The sequence below is a fragment of the Streptomyces sp. NPDC107562 genome, assembly GCF_055657325.1.
In genome coordinates this window covers 33,714-50,216 of record NZ_JBVKBE010000018.1, presented here as the reverse complement: position 1 = coordinate 50,216, position 16,503 = coordinate 33,714, and the positions used below count along the sequence as shown (strand labels likewise).

16 protein-coding genes and 1 tRNA gene are annotated in these 16,503 nt (G+C 70.4%); 8 read left to right on the top strand and 9 right to left on the bottom strand.

Features of this window, described 5'->3' with window-relative positions:
• The first annotated feature begins 51 nt into the window (after positions 1–51).
• Positions 52–2,475, top strand: coding sequence for an MFS transporter (locus ACZ7LV_RS34365; protein WP_471945361.1), 2,424 nt, complete (start codon positions 52–54; stop codon positions 2,473–2,475).
• Between the two features lie 76 nt (positions 2,476–2,551).
• Positions 2,552–3,373: a YceI family protein gene (locus ACZ7LV_RS34360; protein ID WP_471945271.1), complete on the top strand. Its 822-nt coding sequence runs from the start codon at positions 2,552–2,554 to the stop codon at positions 3,371–3,373.
• Positions 3,374–3,385: 12 nt separating this feature from the next.
• On the opposite strand, the gene ACZ7LV_RS34355 is transcribed toward ACZ7LV_RS34360, so the two are convergent.
• A complete protein-coding gene (locus ACZ7LV_RS34355; protein ID WP_471945269.1) occupies positions 3,386–4,066 on the bottom strand; it encodes a GAF and ANTAR domain-containing protein in 681 nt (226 codons plus the stop codon).
• 299 nt (positions 4,067–4,365) lie between these two features.
• Between ACZ7LV_RS34355 and ACZ7LV_RS34350 the strand changes: the two genes are divergently transcribed.
• The 3 genes from ACZ7LV_RS34350 (at position 4,366) to ACZ7LV_RS34340 (ending at position 6,807) form a co-directional block, all read left to right on the top strand.
• Positions 4,366–4,719 carry an STAS domain-containing protein gene (locus ACZ7LV_RS34350; RefSeq protein WP_471945268.1) on the top strand — a complete coding sequence of 118 codons (354 nt, stop codon included), beginning with the start codon at positions 4,366–4,368 and terminating at the stop codon, positions 4,717–4,719.
• Positions 4,720–4,775: 56 nt separating this feature from the next.
• A complete protein-coding gene (locus ACZ7LV_RS34345; protein ID WP_471945267.1) occupies positions 4,776–5,246 on the top strand; it encodes a PPOX class F420-dependent oxidoreductase in 471 nt (156 codons plus the stop codon).
• A gap of 145 nt (positions 5,247–5,391) precedes the next feature.
• The gene (locus ACZ7LV_RS34340) at positions 5,392–6,807 is read left to right on the top strand and encodes an FG-GAP repeat protein (protein WP_471945266.1); all 1,416 of its coding nucleotides are present in this window, start codon (positions 5,392–5,394) and stop codon (positions 6,805–6,807) included.
• A 42-nt stretch (positions 6,808–6,849) separates the two neighbouring features.
• Here the strand turns inward: ACZ7LV_RS34340 and ACZ7LV_RS34335 are convergent, their stop codons facing one another.
• The 5 genes from ACZ7LV_RS34335 to ACZ7LV_RS34315 all read right to left on the bottom strand — a co-directional run bounded on the left by ACZ7LV_RS34335 (position 6,850) and on the right by ACZ7LV_RS34315 (position 11,860).
• Positions 6,850–7,611 carry a TetR/AcrR family transcriptional regulator gene (locus ACZ7LV_RS34335; protein WP_471945265.1) on the bottom strand — a complete coding sequence of 254 codons (762 nt, stop codon included), beginning with the start codon at positions 7,609–7,611 and terminating at the stop codon, positions 6,850–6,852.
• A 140-nt stretch (positions 7,612–7,751) separates the two neighbouring features.
• Positions 7,752–9,260, bottom strand: coding sequence for an MFS transporter (locus ACZ7LV_RS34330; RefSeq protein ID WP_471945263.1), 1,509 nt, complete (start codon positions 9,258–9,260; stop codon positions 7,752–7,754).
• 163 nt (positions 9,261–9,423) lie between these two features.
• Complete coding sequence (locus tag ACZ7LV_RS34325; RefSeq protein ID WP_471945261.1) at positions 9,424–10,164, bottom strand: response regulator transcription factor; 741 nt, start codon at positions 10,162–10,164, stop codon at positions 9,424–9,426.
• 81 nt (positions 10,165–10,245) lie between these two features.
• Entirely contained in the window at positions 10,246–11,148 is a 903-nt protein-coding gene (locus ACZ7LV_RS34320; RefSeq protein ID WP_471945259.1) for a DUF2797 domain-containing protein, read from the bottom strand.
• A gap of 379 nt (positions 11,149–11,527) precedes the next feature.
• Entirely contained in the window at positions 11,528–11,860 is a 333-nt protein-coding gene (locus ACZ7LV_RS34315) for a hypothetical protein (RefSeq protein WP_471945257.1), read from the bottom strand.
• Between the two features lie 135 nt (positions 11,861–11,995).
• Between ACZ7LV_RS34315 and ACZ7LV_RS34310 the strand changes: the two genes are divergently transcribed.
• Complete coding sequence (locus tag ACZ7LV_RS34310) at positions 11,996–12,565, top strand: hypothetical protein (RefSeq protein ID WP_471945255.1); 570 nt, start codon at positions 11,996–11,998, stop codon at positions 12,563–12,565.
• A 280-nt stretch (positions 12,566–12,845) separates the two neighbouring features.
• Here the strand turns inward: ACZ7LV_RS34310 and ACZ7LV_RS34305 are convergent.
• Positions 12,846–12,919: transfer RNA gene (locus tag ACZ7LV_RS34305), tRNA-Ala, on the bottom strand.
• Positions 12,920–13,249: 330 nt separating this feature from the next.
• Between ACZ7LV_RS34305 and ACZ7LV_RS34300 the strand changes: the two genes are divergently transcribed.
• Together ACZ7LV_RS34300 and ACZ7LV_RS34295 are read left to right on the top strand one after the other, a co-directional pair.
• Positions 13,250–13,756 (top strand): hypothetical protein, encoded by a 507-nt coding sequence (locus ACZ7LV_RS34300; protein WP_471945253.1) that lies wholly within the window; start codon positions 13,250–13,252, stop codon positions 13,754–13,756.
• A gap of 245 nt (positions 13,757–14,001) precedes the next feature.
• Positions 14,002–14,193 (top strand): hypothetical protein, encoded by a 192-nt coding sequence (locus ACZ7LV_RS34295; protein ID WP_471945251.1) that lies wholly within the window; start codon positions 14,002–14,004, stop codon positions 14,191–14,193.
• 750 nt (positions 14,194–14,943) lie between these two features.
• Here the strand turns inward: ACZ7LV_RS34295 and ACZ7LV_RS34290 are convergent.
• Both ACZ7LV_RS34290 and ACZ7LV_RS34285 read right to left on the bottom strand, forming a co-directional pair.
• Positions 14,944–15,609 carry a YdcF family protein gene (locus ACZ7LV_RS34290; protein WP_471945249.1) on the bottom strand — a complete coding sequence of 222 codons (666 nt, stop codon included), beginning with the start codon at positions 15,607–15,609 and terminating at the stop codon, positions 14,944–14,946.
• The gene (locus ACZ7LV_RS34285) at positions 15,606–16,400 is read right to left on the bottom strand and encodes a GntR family transcriptional regulator (protein WP_228951651.1); all 795 of its coding nucleotides are present in this window, start codon (positions 16,398–16,400) and stop codon (positions 15,606–15,608) included. Before ACZ7LV_RS34285 ends, ACZ7LV_RS34290 begins: the two co-directional genes overlap by 4 nt.
• Positions 16,401–16,503: the final 103 nt, after the last annotated feature.

Genomic DNA, 16,503 nt, shown 5'->3' with positions numbered 1-16,503 from the left:
CACGCCAAGCACGGAGGCGGCGGCCACGGCTCGCACGCCTCGGGTGCCCCGATGACGCACCGGCAGATCATGGAGGCGCTGACCGGGCTGCTGCTCGGCATGTTCGTGGCGATCCTCTCCTCGACGATCGTCTCCAACGCCCTGCCCGACATCATCCAGGACCTCGGCGGCGGCCAGAGCGCCTACACCTGGGTGGTCACCGCGTCGCTGCTGGCGATGACCGCGTCCACCCCGCTGTGGGGCAAGCTCGCGGACCTCTTCTCCAAGAAGCTGCTGATCCAGCTGGCCCTCGTGATCTTCATGCTGGGCTCGGCGGCGGCCGGTCTGTCGCAGAACCCGGCGATGCTGATCACCTTCCGCGCGGTGCAGGGCATCGGCATGGGCGGTCTGTCCTCCCTGGCGCAGATCATCCTCGCGGCGATGATCTCCCCGCGGGAGCGCGGACGTTACAACGGATACCTCGGCGCCACCTTCGCGACCGCCATGGTCGGCGGACCGCTCATCGGCGGCGTCATCACCGACACCGACTGGCTCGGCTGGCGCTGGTGCTTCTACGTCGGCGTCCCCTTCGCCGTCATAGCCCTGATAGTCCTCCAGCGCACCCTGCACCTGCCGGTCGTCAAGCGGCGGGTCAAGGTCGACTGGGCGGGCGCCCTCTTCATCACCGCCGCGGTCTGCCTGCTGCTGGTCTGGGTGACCTTCGCCGGTGACAAGTACGACTGGGTGTCCTGGCAGACGTACGCGTTGGTCGGTGGCACGGTCGCGCTGCTCCTGATCTTCCTGCTGATCGAGACGAAGGCCTCCGAGCCGATCGTGCCGCTGCGGCTGTTCCGCAACCGCACCATCACGCTGGCCTCGCTCGCCTCGCTGTTCGTCGGCATCGCGATGTTCGCCGGCACCATCTTCTTCAGCCAGTACTTCCAGCTCGCCCGGGACGAGTCGCCGACCATGTCGGGCGTCCTGACCATCCCGCTGATCGGCGGACTGTTCGTCTCCTCCACCGTCTCCGGGCAGGTCATCACCCGCACCGGGCGCTGGAAGGCGTGGCTGCTGGCCGGCGGTGTGCTGGTGACCGGCGGACTCGGCCTGCTCGGCACGATCCGCTACGACACCGAGTACTGGCACGTGGCGGTCTACATGGCGCTGCTCGGCCTCGGCGTCGGCATGATGATGCAGAACCTGGTGCTCGCCACGCAGAACCAGGTGGCCCCGAGCGACCTGGGCGCCGCGAGCTCCGTGGTGAACTTCTTCCGCTCCCTCGGCGGCGCCGTCGGCGTCTCCGCGCTGGGCGCGGTGCTCACCCACCGCATCACGGACTACGTCAAGGAGGGCGCGTCCGCGCTCGACCCGCAGTCGGCCGCCGCGCTCGCCGGTTCGAACTCCAGCGGCAGCATCCCGGACCTGGACGCGCTGCCCGGACCGCTGCGCACCCTCTTCGAGAGCGCCTACGGCGACGGCATCGCGGACGTCTTCCTGTACGCCGCGCCGGTCGCGCTGCTCGCGCTGGTGTGCTCGCTGTTCATCAAGGAGGTCCCGCTGAGGACGAAGGGCGCGCTGGCGCAGGCCGCCGACGACGAGATCCCGGCCCAGGCCGCCGCTCCCGCCGCCGAGCCGCTGCCGCGCAGGCCGGTCCTGACGGACACCGAGGCCGGCCCCGACGGCACCCAGCGGCTCGCGGCCGCCGTCGCCGTGGCCACCGAACCGCCGGTCCCCGGCGGCATCCCGGTCCGCGGTCATGTCCGGGGCGCCGACAACGTGCCGGTCCCGCAGGCCGCCGTCACGCTGATCTCGCTCTCCGGCCGTCAGCTCGGCCGGTCGGTCGCGCAGGCCGACGGGGCGTACGCGGTGGACGCGCCGGGCACGGGTTCGTACGTCCTGATCGCCTCCGCCGACGGCTTCCAGCCGCAGGCCTCCACCGTGGTCGTGGGGGGCGAGCCGGTGTCGTACGACATCCTGCTCAGCGGCACCAGCGGGCTGACCGGTGTGGTGCGGGCGGCCGGGAGCGTGCTGCCGGTGAAGGACGCGATGGTGATCGTCACCGACGTCCGGGGCGACCTGCTGGCCAGCCAGACCACCGGGGAACACGGCGAGTTCGGCTTCGCCGAGCTGGTGCCCGGGCCCGTGACGGTGGCCGTCAACGCCGCCGGGTTCCGGCCGCGCGCGCTGCCCGTCGAGGTGGGCGGCACCGGCGTCACCCGGATCGAGGTCGACCTGGACGCGGGGGCCCAGGTGCAGGGCGTCGTACGGGCGCCGCACGGGCCGCTGGCCGACGCGCGCGTGACGCTGGTGGACGCGGCCGGCAACGTCGTCGGCACCGCGACGACCGGGACGGACGGGGCGTACGCCTTCACCGACCTGAACGTCGGCGACTACACGGTGATCGCGACCGGCTACCCGCCGGTGGCCACCGCGCTGTCCGTCGGCGGCACCGGCACCGACGGTCACGACATCGAACTCGCCCACCCCGGCGAGTAGTTCCAAGAGGATCAGATCCGGCCCGTGGCGGGTGCCCCGTCACGGGCCGGTTCCAGTACAGGGAGTCACGAAGGACATGGGACTGACCGCGAGGATCCGTACCCGGGACGGATGGGCCGTGTCGCACGCGATCGTCACCGTGACGGACGCGAGGGGCACGCAGGTACTGCGGGCCGAGGCGGACGCCGAGGGCGCGGTGCGGGACGCGACGCCGCTGGAGCCGGGGGCGTACACCGTCGTCGTCACGGCGGTCGGGTACGTGCCCACGGCCGCGAGCGCGATCGTCACGGCGAGCGGGCGGGCCGAGGTCGGCGCGGTCACGCTGTCCCGGCAGGGCGGGGCGGAGCTGCCGCCACCGGGGCCGTGGACCATCGACCCGGCGCACTCCGGCGTGGCGGCGGTCGCACAGCACCTGGGCATCTCCAGCGTGCGGGGCCGGTTCACGGACTTCGCCGGCACGATCGAGATCGCCCCGGACGACATCGCCAAGTCCCGGGTCACGGCGGTCATCCGGGCCGCGACCATCGACACCGGCAACGGCATGCGCGACCAGCACCTGCGCTCCCCCGACTTCCTGGACGTCGAGCGGTACCCGGAGATCGCCTACCGGTCGACGGGTCTCACGGCGGCCGGGGCCGACCGGTGGACGGTGCACGGCGAACTCGCCCTGCACGGCGTCGTCCGCCCGGTCGACCTCGACCTCGCCTACCTCGGCACCGGCGCCGACACCTGGGGCGGTACCCGGGCCGCGTTCCGGGCGACGACCGAACTGCGGCGCGAGGACTTCGCCATGCACTACAACCAGGTCGTGCAGGCGGGCATCGCCGCCATCGGAACGACGCTCAAGGTGGAGCTGGACGTGCAGGCGGTGCGGGGGGAGTCGCTGCCGGTGGCGTGAGCCCGCCCCGGCTCACGCCGTGGGGTGCGCGTCCACGAGCCGGCGGGCGAGGTCACGCAGCTTGATGTTCTCCCGCTGGGAGGCGCGCACGAGGCTCTCGAAGGCCTCCCCCGCGTCCATGTTCATCCGTTCCATCAGGATCCCCGTGGCCTGCCCGATCAGGTCGCGGGTGCGCATGGCCTCGGTGAGCTGCTCGCGCACGGTCGCGGAGTCCAGGGCGATACTGACGTGCGCGGTGAACAGGCGGCCGATCCGGGTCGCCACGTCGTCGAAGACGTGCGGCCCCCGGGCGTAGGCCGTCAGCACCGTCAGGCTCCGCTTGTCGGCCCGCAGCCGCAGCGCCAGCGCCGAGCGCAGCCCGAGGCCGGCCGGGCCTTCGCCGCCCTCCTCGGCCTCACTGTCGGTGAGCCGTACCACGGGGGCGTTCCACAGCCTGGTCCAGTAGGGCGGCCGGACGCCGTCGCTGCCGAACGCCTCGACGGCGCGGACCAGCTCGTCGCTCCACGCCACCGTGCGACGGTCGCCGTCCCGTTCGATCACCGAGATCGCGGCGTACTCGGCGCCCGGCAGCAGCCGCACCGCGAGCTGCACGGCGGTGTTCAGGGTGGTGTCCGGAGTGAGGGTCCCGTGCAGTTGCTGCGCCGCCACCGTCAGCGCTTCGGCCAGCTCGAAACCAGCTGGAAAACGGTGCAAACCAGAAAACTCGGACGCAGTCACCACGAACCTCTTCAGCGAGCGCGGCCACAAGGCCGTGCGCAGGAGAGCTCCGCAGCACATTCCCGACTGCGAGCACAGGACGGACAGCACTTTATCTGCTCCGTTGCACTGAGGTGACGCCCGGCTGACGGTCTTTCCGGACACCTTTGAACCAGGCGGCAGCCGTGGTGGAATGGGCCGACGGGTCAGGAAGCGGCCTCTTCGGAATCGGAATTCGGAATTCGGAACCGGACGATCGTCTGCCGTCTGCCTATGCCGTCTGCCAGGTGAGTGCCGTGACCCCCTTCCCGACCCCGTGCCGGGTGCGCGACCTGCCGGGCTGCACCCTGCTCACCCTGCCCCCCGAGATCGACCTCGGCAACGCCGCGGCCCTGTACGCCGCGACGGCCGCCGTCGCCGACGCCCGCGCCGGCGAGCTGCGGCTGCTGGTGCTGGACTTCACCGGCACCGAGTTCATGGACTCCCAGGGCGCCCGCCTCGTCGCGGACGTCCGCCATCATCTGCCCCCGCACGTCCGCCTCCGCGTGGTGGCACCCCCCGACCGCGTGCCGAGCCGGGTCCTGGAGGTGACCGGCGTCCGCCGGGACGTCCCGGTCCACCCCGACCTGACGGAGGCACTCGACGCGTGACCCTGCCCCCACCAGGGACACCCTCACCCGGCCCCGCCACCCCTAGGCTGCCGTCCATGGCACCGAACATCGCGACCAACACCCGCGTCTCGCTCGACGAGCTCCTGGAGTTCGTACGTCCTCGCCACCGCGCCCTGCTGCTCACCCGCCGCGCCGACGGCTCCCCGCAGGCGTCGCCGCTGACCTGCGGGGTCGACGACTCGGGCCGGATCGTCGTGTCCACCTACCCGGAGCGCGCCAAGACCCTCAACGCCAAGCGGGACCCGCGCGTCGCCCTCGTCGTCCTCAGCGACGAATGGAACGGGCCCTGGGTCCAGATCGACGGCACCGCCGAGGTGATCGACACCCCGGACTCCGTGGAACCGCTCGTGGAGTACTACCGCAACATCGCCGGCGAGCACCCGGACTGGGCGGAGTACCGGCAGGCCATGGTGAAGCAGGGCAAGTCGATCATCAGGGTGACCCCGGAACGGTGGGGCCCGGTGGCCACGGGCGGCTTCCCGGCACGTCTGGTCGAGGGGGACTAGAGCCTGCCGGGCGTCGCGGGGCCGAGGCCGCTTTCGCAACAGGCCTCAGAACCCCGGATGTTCACCTGCCTCCCCTGCAACCTCCGCCACTTTTCGCAGGTCTCCTGATCGCGACACCGGGCTCCCGGGTCCGCCCGTCCCGACCGTGGGAGACACCTTGCGCAAGCGCGCCTTCCTGCTGACCGCCGGCCTCCTCGCCTGCGGCCTCACCCCGCTGGTGCCGGCCGCTCCGGCGACCGCCGCCGCCGCGAGGTTCGCGGACGACTTCAACGGTGACGGACACCGTGACCTCGTCCTCGGCGACCGCATCGCCACGGCCGGCGGCAAGAAGGAGGCGGGCGCCGTGGTGGTCGTCTGGGGCACCGCCCGCGGCCTCGACACCGCCAAGCGGTCGGTGATCACGCAGAACACCCCGTACATCGCGGGCACCGCCGAGACGAACGACTACTTCGGCGACAAGGTCACCGCGGCCGACATGAACGCGGACGGATACGGAGACGTCGTCGTCACCGCCCCCGGCGAGGACGACGGTGCCTACCACGGCACCTTCACCATCCTGTGGGGCTCCAAGGCGGGCCTGACCAACGGGACGTCGTTCAGGAGCCCGAGCTGCACGGACTGCGGCTTCGCCAAGGACGTCGCCGTCGGCGACTTCACCGCCGACGGCAAGCAGGACGTCGTCGCCATCACCGACGACTACGTCTACGTCGTCCGCGGTCCGTTCACCAAGACCGGCTCGCGCGGCACGGCCACCAACCTCGACCCGATCGACGGCGAGGACATCAAGCCGGAACTGATGGTCTCCGGCAAGGTCACCAAGGACGGCACCGCCGACTTCGCGGTCCTCGGCTACGACTCGGACACCTGGACCGACCGCGTCTGGTTCTACCGCGGCCGCGCGGGTGGACCGGCCACTCCGCCGCGGAAGATCGGTCTCCCACGCGGGGCCATCTCCCATCCGACCGCCGTGGTCGCCGACTTCGACAAGGACGGCTACGGCGACCTCGCGCTCGGGATCCACCGCTCGGGCAAGGGCGGCGCCGTACACGTCCTCAGGGGCACCTCGGTCGGCCCCAGCACCTCGGTCAGCTCGTTCAGCCAGGCCACCACCGGTGTCCCGGGCACGGCCGAGTCGTACGACGACTTCGGGTACGACGTATCGGCCGCGGACACGAACGGCGACGGCTACCCGGACCTCGCGGCGGGCGTCCCGGGCCAGAGGCTCGGCACGAATATCGTCCGGGGAGGCGCGGTCACCGTACTGCGCGGCGGCAGGGGTGGCCTCACGGGCAGGAACGCCCACCAGTACGACGTCCGCACACCCGGCGTCGAGGGCCATCCCGGTGAAGAGGGCGACTCCTGGTTCGGATCGTCGGTCCTGCTGCGCGACTTCGACCACGACGGACGGGCCGAACTGGTCGCCACGGCGAACGAGAAGGGAACCCTCCACCTCCTCCCGGGCACGCCGGCCGGCCCGACGGGCACCGGCTCCGTCCTGCTCACCGGGCAGTACCTGGGCCTTGGCGCCCGCTCGTACGTCGGCGCGGCCCTGGCGGACTGACCCACCCGCGGTCGCGGGGTCGCTGCGGGGACGGCGGCCCGGTCAGCCGCGTTCGACCATGGCGTCGATGCCGGCCAGCAGGAGGTCCAGGGCGAACACGAAGTCCCGGTCCATCATCTCCGCGACCGTGTCGCCGCCGCGGGCCGCCATGAGGCTCTTGGACTCCTCGATGACCTCGGCGGTCCGCGGCACCTCGCTCACCGAGCTCATGGCCTCCTGGAAGTAGTCGTCCGGGGCCATGCCGGTCTCGGCGGCGCGGGCGAAGAAGTGGCCCTCGATCGTGCCGTAGCCGTAGACGAACTGGAAGACCGCCGAGATGGCGCCCGTCACGCCGTGCGCCGGAAGCCCTGTCCTGCGGATCACTCGCTGGACGACACGGGAGAAGGCGAGGTGGTTCGGCCCGATGTTGAGGTACGTCCCCGCGAGCGGCGACAGCCAGGGATGGCGCACCAACAGCGCCCGGTACTCGGTGGCGAGTGCGCGCAGTTGGTCGCGCCAGTCCTCGGCGGCGTCCGGGTCCGGCAGCCGCAGCTCGCCGAAGGCGGTGTCCAGGGCGAGTTCGAGGAGGTCGTCCTTGGTGTCGACGTACCAGTAGACGGACATCGCCGTGACGTTCAGCTCGGTGGCCAGGCGCCGCATCGAGAACTTGGCGAGGCCCTCGGCGTCCAGCAGCCGCACGGTCGCCTCGGTGATCCGCCGGCGGTCGAGGCCCGAGGGCTGGCCGCTCCGGCCGCCGCTGCGGCGCGTCCTCTCCTCCAGCCAGACGCTGGTCCGCGCCGCCCGCCCCGCCGCTGCCTTCGCCATGGCGCACCTTCCTCGACAGTGGGTCCCTGATCACAAGGCTAGGCCGCGACGCCCGACATGGGGCGGGCGCGGGAGACCGTGGCGAATCACTCCCTGCGGCCGGTGCCCGCGCGGCGACCGGCAACCCCGGGCGCGCGCTCTCAGGCGTCCGCCCGATCCACCGGATCCAGCCGCTCCGCCCGCTTCAGTAACGCGGCCGCCAGGAAGCCGCCCAGCAGCACGGCCACCGAACCGACCAACAGGCTGGTCCGCAGCCCCGACGAGAACGCCTCGGTGATCTCCTGCCGCTCGGCGGACGACCCCGCCGAGGCCAACGCGGCCGGCAGCGACGTCGCGGCCACCGGGATCAGCGCCGCGAACCGGGAGTTGAGCACGGCGCCGAGCACGGCGACGCCCAGCCCGTTGCCGAACTCCGCGAGCGTGCCGTTGATCCCGGCGCCCATCCCCGCCTTGGCGGGCGGTATCGCGCTCATGATGGCGTGCGCCATCGCGGGGTTGGCGACGGCGCAGCCCACGCCGATCAGCACCAGCCCGAGGAGGGTCCCGGCGTAGCCCTCGGAGGCCAGCGTCGCGATCGACACCAGCCCGGCCGACATCATCACCATGCCGATCCCGATGGAGACCGGCGTGCCGAGCCGCACCGTCCACTTCGCCGACAGCCCCGAGAAGTTGAGCAGCACCACCACGAGGGCGAGCGGCGCCGTGCGCAGGCCGGCCTCCAGCGGCCCGTACCCGAGCACGTACTGGAGGTGCTGCGTGAGCAGGAAGAGCGCGCCGCCCATGCCGAAGGTGATCAGCACCGCACCGGCCACCGCACCCGTGAACCGCTGGTCACGGAAGAAGTGCAGGTCCAGCATCGGGTGGGCGATCCTGCTCTCCCACCAGGCGAAGAGCGCGAGCGCGACCAAGGCGACGCCGCCGCCGGCCGGCACCCGGCCCGACGTCCAGCCGTGCTCGGGACCGGAGATGATCGCGAACACCAGCGAGGACATACCGATCGTGGAGAGCAGGGCACCGAGCAGGTCGGGCCGGTCGCCCTGCGGGTTCTTCGACTCGGGCACCAGCGCCACCACCGCGACCAGGCCGATCGCCACCACCGGCAGGTTGATCAGGAAGATCGCGCCCCACCAGAAGTGGTCCAGCATGAAGCCGCCGATCAACGGGCCGGTCGCGAAGCCCAGCGCGTTGACGGCGCTCCAGATGCCGATCGCCCTCGGGTGCTCCTCGGGCGCGAAGATCTGCATCGCCACGGCGAGGGTGGTGGTCAGCAGCAGCGCGCCGCCGACGCCCATCCCGGCCCGCGCGGCGATCAGCTGCCCGGTGGTGTCGGCGACCCCGGCCACCAGGGAACCGACGCCGAACAGGGCGAGACCGGTGATCAGCATCTTCTTGCGGCCGTAGCGGTCGGCCGCGCTGCCCGCGCTGAGCAGCAGACCCGACTGCACGAGCGAGTAGGCGTTGATCATCCACTGGATGTCCGAGGTGGCCGCGTCCAACTCCTGCGTCAGGGACGGGATCGCCACGTTCAGCACGGTGTTGTCCAGCAGGACGGTGAGCTGCGCGAGGCAGATCACCCCGAGGATCAGCCAGCGCTGCGGATGACCGGCCGGCGTCCCTTCGGGGGCCTTGACGGGGGAGGTCGTCGACATGCCATACAGCGTATAGTGGCTCCCATACGGCGTACAAGAAGGTCTGCTGGTACGGGGGGCGTCAGCGGCGGCGTGGGCGACGACGTTCAGGGCGCCGACGACGGCGGCGACCCAGGTGTGGTCACCCGAGGGGCGCGCGCGGCTCGTCGCCGGCGTCGCCGGATCACGACACGGCTGGCTTGATCAGGTAACCCGCCCCGCGCCGGGTGTGGATCATCGGCTCCCGGCCGGCGTCGATCTTCCGCCGCAGATACGAGATGTACAGCTCGACGACGTTGGCCTGCCCGCCGAAGTCGTAGGACCAGACGCGGTCGAGGATCTGCGCCTTGCTGAGCACGCGCCGCGGATTGCGCATCAGGAAGCGCAGCAGCTCGAACTCGGTGGCCGTGAGATGGATGCCCACCCCGGCCCGCGTCACCTCGTGACTGTCCTCGTCGAGCGTGAGGTCGCCGACGACGAGCACCGAGTCCGGGTGCCGGTCGGCGGCACCGGACCGCCGGATCAGCCCGCGCAGCCGCGCGACGACCTCCTCCAGGGAGAACGGCTTGGTGACGTAGTCGTCGCCACCCGCGGTGAGCCCGGCGATACGGCCCTCGACGGCGTCCTTGGCGGTCAGGAACAGCACGGGCACGCCCGGCAGCTCCCGGCGCAGCCTGCCCAGCACGGCCAGCCCGTCCATGTCCGGCAGCACAATGTCGAGCACGACCACGTCGGGCCGGAACTCGCGCGCGGCCCGTACGGCCCCCTGGCCGTCCCCCGCGCTGCGTATCCGCCAGCCCTCGTAGCGCAGGGCCATGGACAGCAGCTCGGTGATCGACATCTCGTCGTCCACCACCAGCACCCGGACGGGGCTCCCGTCCGGCCTCAGCAGTTCGGTGCGCCCCTGGGGCGAGATCGTGGTCATGCTCGTCACCCTGACGGCCGCCTCTGAGAGCGCCCTTGCGGCACCCTGTGATTTGCCTGAGAAAGGCGCGGGCGGCGTCGGTCAGAAGAGACCGTCCTGCGCGGCGTCCGCCCGGGGGAACTCTCGGACGGGGAAGGTGAGGACGGACGCGCCTCGGCCCGCGGGAGCCGGAGCCCCGGCCGACGATGCGATCAACTCCCACCCGCTCATCAGCCGCGTGTCCAGCACGACCACCCGCCCGCCCGTGTCGAGATGCAGATCGGGTCCGGCGGCGGCCACCAGCTCGCCGCTGACCACCCCGCCGGCGACCAGCTCACTCACCTCGCCGACCGCGCCCGGCGCCGCGTCCAGCCCGAACGCCCGCACATGATCGACGGCGCGGAACGGCCTGCGCTCCAGCGACTCGGGCCACGCGGGAAGAGCGGTGGCCCGCGCGTGCAGCTCCGCGATCTCGGCGGCCCGCTCCGCCGCGGTCCCGGGCAGGGCGGCGCGCACGGCCCGCTTGGCGGCGTACGGAATCCGGTCGGGCACCCGCGAGGCGGCCCGCAGCATCTCCTCGGCCCGCCGGGCGGCCATCAAGGGCCCGGCACCCAGCCAGCTGAAGCAGACGGCTCCCTGTTCCAGCAGCCGGGCCTCGCCGCGCTCCACGGCGGTGATCCCGACCTTGACCATCCCGGGTCCGAACCACGCCAGATACACGTGGTACGTCCGCGGATCGTCGGGCACGGCATCGGCGGCCACGGAATGCGCCCGGTCCAGCCGCCCGCACTCCTCGCATCGCGCCCCCGTACTCCGCCCCGTCACGACGGCGCCCAGGGGACACGCGTGTCCCCTCGCCCCCACGCACCTGCGGACACCCCCTTCCACCACCCCGAAGGCGACCCTCTTCCCCCGGTCGAGCACGCTTCGCCGGCCCCCGCTCCAGGCGAGCACGGGCGCGCCGTCGGTCCACCGCAGCCCCGAGCACTTCCACACGTCAGCCATCGACGTCCGAGCGTAGGCGCAGCCACTGACAACGACCGGTCACCTCTGCCCCGCCCGGGCCGTCACACCGGTGACCGACCGACGACCACCGGCCGAGCGGGAGCACGCCATGTCCACCCCCACCTCGTTCTCACCGGGCCGCCCCCTGGGCACCCTGCTGGCGGCGGCCTCGCTGGGCCTCCTGGCCGGTCTCGCCGTCCCCGCGCTCGGCACGTTGCGCCGCGGCGGCCCTCGTCCTGTACTTCCTGGCGGCCCTCGGCGCCCACCTGCGCGTCGGCGACACCCAACTGGGCGCGCGGTCGGCGTACTTCATCCTGTCTCTGGCGACCCTGGCCCTGAACGTGCCCCGCCTGGCCGGTCGATGAGGACACCAGCCCCGTCAGCAGGACCGCTGACCCGTGCGGTACCCGACGTTGAAGCCGTCCTTGTATCCGCGGCGGTAGTCCCTGCTCTGCTCGGGGAATCCGCTGCGCGCCCGGCGGTTGTCGTACGCGTCGCACTTGCGCTCACCCTGGCGGAACCCCTGTTTGAATCCGTCGCCGAAGCCCCGGCGGTAGTCCCTGCTCTGCTCGGGCACCAGCGTCGCCGCACCGACATGGGTCCCACTGGGCGTGGCCGCGGCGGCCTGCTGGAAGGTCACGGGCATCAGACCGAGACTCAGGGCGATCACCGCCGAACTCAGGACGGCGGCTCCTCTTCGTGAAGCGGGCATGCCTGTCCCCTCTCACACGCACTTCTTCCGGATATAACAACTCTAATCACCCGAATAGCCGCCGCAACTTGCGCAAGCGCACGACACGTTGATACCCGGTTTCCCGTCAGGCGCGCCGCTGCCACACTCGGTCGCGTGCCTCGCCCCGAACTCTCCGAACTGGACCACCTGCGCGAGATCGAGCGGCTCGCCAGGGCGGTGACGGCCGCGGCGCTCGACGCGGGCCACCTCTCCTACGCACCCGACCCGGACGACGCCACCCCGCTGCAGCGCGCGGTGAACGCGCTCGCCCGGGAGATACGGCACCACCACTTCCCCGGCGACGGCTGCCTGCCCGAGGAGGACCGGCCCACGGTTCGACTGGCCGGCGTGGTCCTGCTCCGCCCGACCCCCTCCCCTCCGGCAACGGAGGAGACCTACGAGGCGGCCTGCGCCCGCCTCGGTGTCGAGACCCGCGCCGAGGGCTGGGCGCAGTGGAACACCTGGGGCAGCGGCGGAGCGAGGATCACCATGGTGGTCTCGTCGGTCGACACGACCCTCGGGCTGCTGGCGAACTGGGCGCGCGGCAGGGACGTGTACCCGGTGCGCCCGCTGCCGTCCCAGGTGGCGCTGGTCCGGCAGGGCTGGGCCGGCCCCATGACGCTCTCCCCATGGGGCGCCGCCCGCCTCGGCCTCACGGACCAATGGCCGACACCACCGGAATGATCGCCGGCCCCTGTCCACGCGACGACACAAAAACCCGAGGCCCCGTGGATCGCTCCACAGGGCCTCGGATCGGCTGTGCACTCGGCAGGATTCGAACCTGCAACCTTCTGATCCGTAGCTCTATGCAGGTCGATCGATGACGGTCAAGCCGGACTATCGACGGTTCCCCAGCAGCGGTACCGGGTGGACCAGGGTTCTGCGGTTGCTGTACTTCGCTGCTGTACCGCAACGTGCGGGGATTGGTGGAGGCGAGGAGTGCGGAGCACGTCCCCGCCCCCGGTGGGCCTGACGGGATTCGAACCCGTGACCTGCCTTTCGCGAGAAGGCTGCTCTATCCGCTGAGCTACAAGCATCTCAAGTAGTAGCGCATGAGGGGAACTTGAGGCAAATCAGGTGTTTCACGTGAAACGTCGCCCCCTGCCACATGCACGAGACTTCCCCGCACCCCTTCAGCCCGGAACCACCCGTAAAGCCAACAGGGTGGAGCCGACACGAACAGCTTCCGCCCATTTGTTCGATATCTGAAATGGCGAGCAACCGCCTCGGTGGCCGGATCCGGGACGCAGGAACCAGCACTTCCAAGGTTGACCATGCCTCAGACCGAGCACACTGTGGCTTCAACGCAAACGTTGCGTTTAAACGTTGCCACTCATGCGCTCGTTCAGATGTGGTACCGTGAGGATCATGGGAGAGAACCAGGCGCTTCGGGACGCTTTGGGGGTGGCGCAACGGCAACTCGTCGAAGCTGAGGCTGAGCTTCGCGAGGTGCAGGAACGTGTTCGCAACCTGCGTTCGGTGGTGTATGGGCTCAAGCAGATCTTCGAACCCGGGGACACTGGCCGGAGCTTCGAACTCGGGCCAGCCGTCGAGGTGTCCACCGCGTCGGCCGTAGAGGAGACCCGCGGCGCTCGAAGGCGAGGGGAGCTGTCCCCCTCTGTACGTCGGGCCGCACAGATCTTGGCCGACGCCCAACGGCCGATGCGTATGCCCGAGATCACGGAGGAATGGAAAAGTCGCGGCTGGGTGGATCCGGCGTGGAGGGCGCCCAAGTCCGCCATCAACATGATCTACCAGCGCGCACTGAAGGCTGGGCTCGTAGCTCGCATGCCAGACAGATCGTGGGTTCTAAGTTCCACAGTCCAGGGTGATCCTTCGGAGCACAGGGCAACTGGGGGCAGCGTTGAGAGCTAGCGCGCCCCTACTTCGAAGCCCACAAGGTCCCACACTCCATGCAGTGGGGCTGTCCTGCGTATCCCGAAATCGAGCCGTCTGGGCGCAGACAGACAGCTCCCTGCTGCGTGCTGCCGGGAACTCGCAGTTCGAACCAACCACTTCCGCATACGCACGTAGCAGAGGTCGATTCGTCCTGAGTCGCGGTCCTCCGTGCATTCAGGTCAACGACGTTCACCGAATCAACTCACAGAAAGAGAATCAACATGAACCGACGACATGGGCCGAAGGGTCCCAACGGGGAGTGGAAGACCGGTCAGCGCGTGCCGACGACCGGGACCTACACCGACCAGTACGGCGTCTCGACCTTCCATGAGGCGGGAGCCACGTTCCCGCCGTGCATCGACCGCAAGGGCGAAGCCGCCTACCGGACGCTGCACCAGGCGCGTACCGCCTAGCTGAGGCGTTTGATGGTTGCAGCCATCTAGCGCCAGTTCTACCCGTGAGGGGTGGAGGGCCATCGGCCTTTCACCCCTCTCCCTTTGCCCTCGCGGTCGAGCACGAAGCCGTCCGGAGGAGTGCCATTGCACAGGATCGTGGCTTCTCTGTCCAGAGGGCCACGTCTTCCTCACCCGAACGAATCCTGTAGGCGGACTATCAGCGTACGACGATGTACCGGCTGCCGGCTCGTCGGGGTCGGCAATATCACTCCCGCTCCCACTGCTCTCCCCGGCTCCCATCCCGTCCGCCGTCGACCCACACACCGTGGAGCAGGCGTGGTTCAGGGGCGTCAAGGTGGAGCGCGCCACTGTACGAACGACCTTGACGCCCCTGGGCCGCGTCTGCTCGGCTCTGCCTGGGTCGACGGTGGTCGGGATGGGAGCACCCCGCGCACGCCCTCTACGGACCCGCGGTCGGCGACGGCGCCCCCTCCATCCCGGTGCCGGCCGATCCCCCGCCGGAGGCATCGTCTTTGACCGCGCTTCGTTCTATGCGGTGCTCGCCTCATGGCTTCCGGCCCTATCCACCAGTGGGCGCGCGTCGGCGCAGCGCGGGCGGAGCGGGCCGAAGGCAGGAGCGGCGCCCGGAGCCGAGCCGGGAAGCGCGCCCGGCGGAGCGGAGCGCAGCCGGGGCTTGATGAGGTAGAGAAATCTGTAACAGCTCTCGATGAGGTAGAGAAATCTGTAACAGCTCTCGCTGTCGCCTGGTCAGGCCGAAGGTGCCTCGGTGGTCAGGAGTCGGCTCGTGAACCCGGCTCGGCAAAGGCGCTCGTACGCCTCGATCACGTCGGCAGGTACGGGCTGGCTGATCAGGTAGCCCTGTCCCGGGTAGACCAGGAGACGCTGTAGCGCGCCCACGAGCATGTCGATCACCATGCGGGCATCGCCGAGGGAGTCGACGTACTCGGTCAGCGTCAACGGGCTGGACGCGCTGACGATCTCGACGTCTGGCCACAGCTTGCGTGCCGTGGCGTAGGCCCGCCGCTCCTCGTACGGCTTGCTGATCAGCAAGACCGACGCCACGTCCACGCCGGCCTCCTCCAACAGCTCTCGCGAAAAGCGGATGTTGTCCCCGGTGTTCCTCGCCCGCGGCTCCACCAGAATCGCTGAGCTGGGGACTCCAAGCTCAAGTGCCCGCTCCCGGTAGTGGACGGCCTCACCTCGTGGCATGCGCTCTCGCGTCGTGGGGCTGGTCGCGCCGGTGAACACGATCAGCGGAGCCATGCCGCGCTCGTACAGCTCGGCTGCCGTGTCGGCGACGCCCAGGTCGTGACTGCCGAGTCCGATCGCGACAGAACAGGGCCGGGGCGTGTGGCCCATCTGGTGGTACTCCCACAGACGTCGCGTGTCGGCCCAGTTCTGCGTAGAGATCACTGCTGGTCTTCCCTGTCCTTCGCCGAGTCCGGTACCTCGAAGTCGTACTCCCAGGCGAAGCGTGACGCAGCGTGCACGCCGATGGCGAACTCCACCACGGTGCCGTCCGCCGTGTAGGTGGTGCGGTGCAGCTCGACCACCGGCTCCCCGGGCGGTAGTTGCAGAAGGCTCACTTCGTCAGCCTTCGCAGCGCGGGCAAAGATCCGCTCTCGCATGTGATCGATCTCGTACCCCGCGTCGTACAGCACGCGAAAGCCACCACCCCGGCCGGCGGGACCTGGTGTCGGGTCAACGATGCGCGTGCCCTCAACGTGCTCGGGCCGGTAGTAGCTGGTGAGGGTATGTGTCGGCTGGTCACCCTCCTTGACGAGCCGGGCGCGGGCGTAGACCGGGGCGCCCACTGGCAGGCCGTGTGCGTCTGCCACCTCCGCCGGCGCTTCAACGAGGCTGACCGTCTGGGTCTGCTCATTACGGCGGTACGCCCGCCCCGAAGCCACACGGTCGGCGATGAAAGCCACCTCGTCGCCGTCCCGCCACTTCGCCTTGTCGTACCGAGCGATGCCGAGTCGCTTGAGCGGGACTTGGTGCCGAACGACCGTGCCGTGTCCTCGGGACGAGGTGACCAGACCTTCGGCTTCCAGCGCCTTATAGGCGGCGTGAACGGTCGCCTTCGAGCCTTCGCCGGCCTCGACCAACTCCCGGATGTGCGGCAACTGCTTGCCCGGGGGGTAGTCACCCCGCTTGATCTCCTCGGCCAGCTTGTCCGCCAGCTCCCGCCACTTCGGCGCCATCACGCAACCCCTCTCTACGGAGTCCAGTGAAACATAGTCCTAGGACTGTTGACAGTCCTAGGACTGCGGTGCAATATCTCTCTTGTCGCTCGCAGTCCTAGGA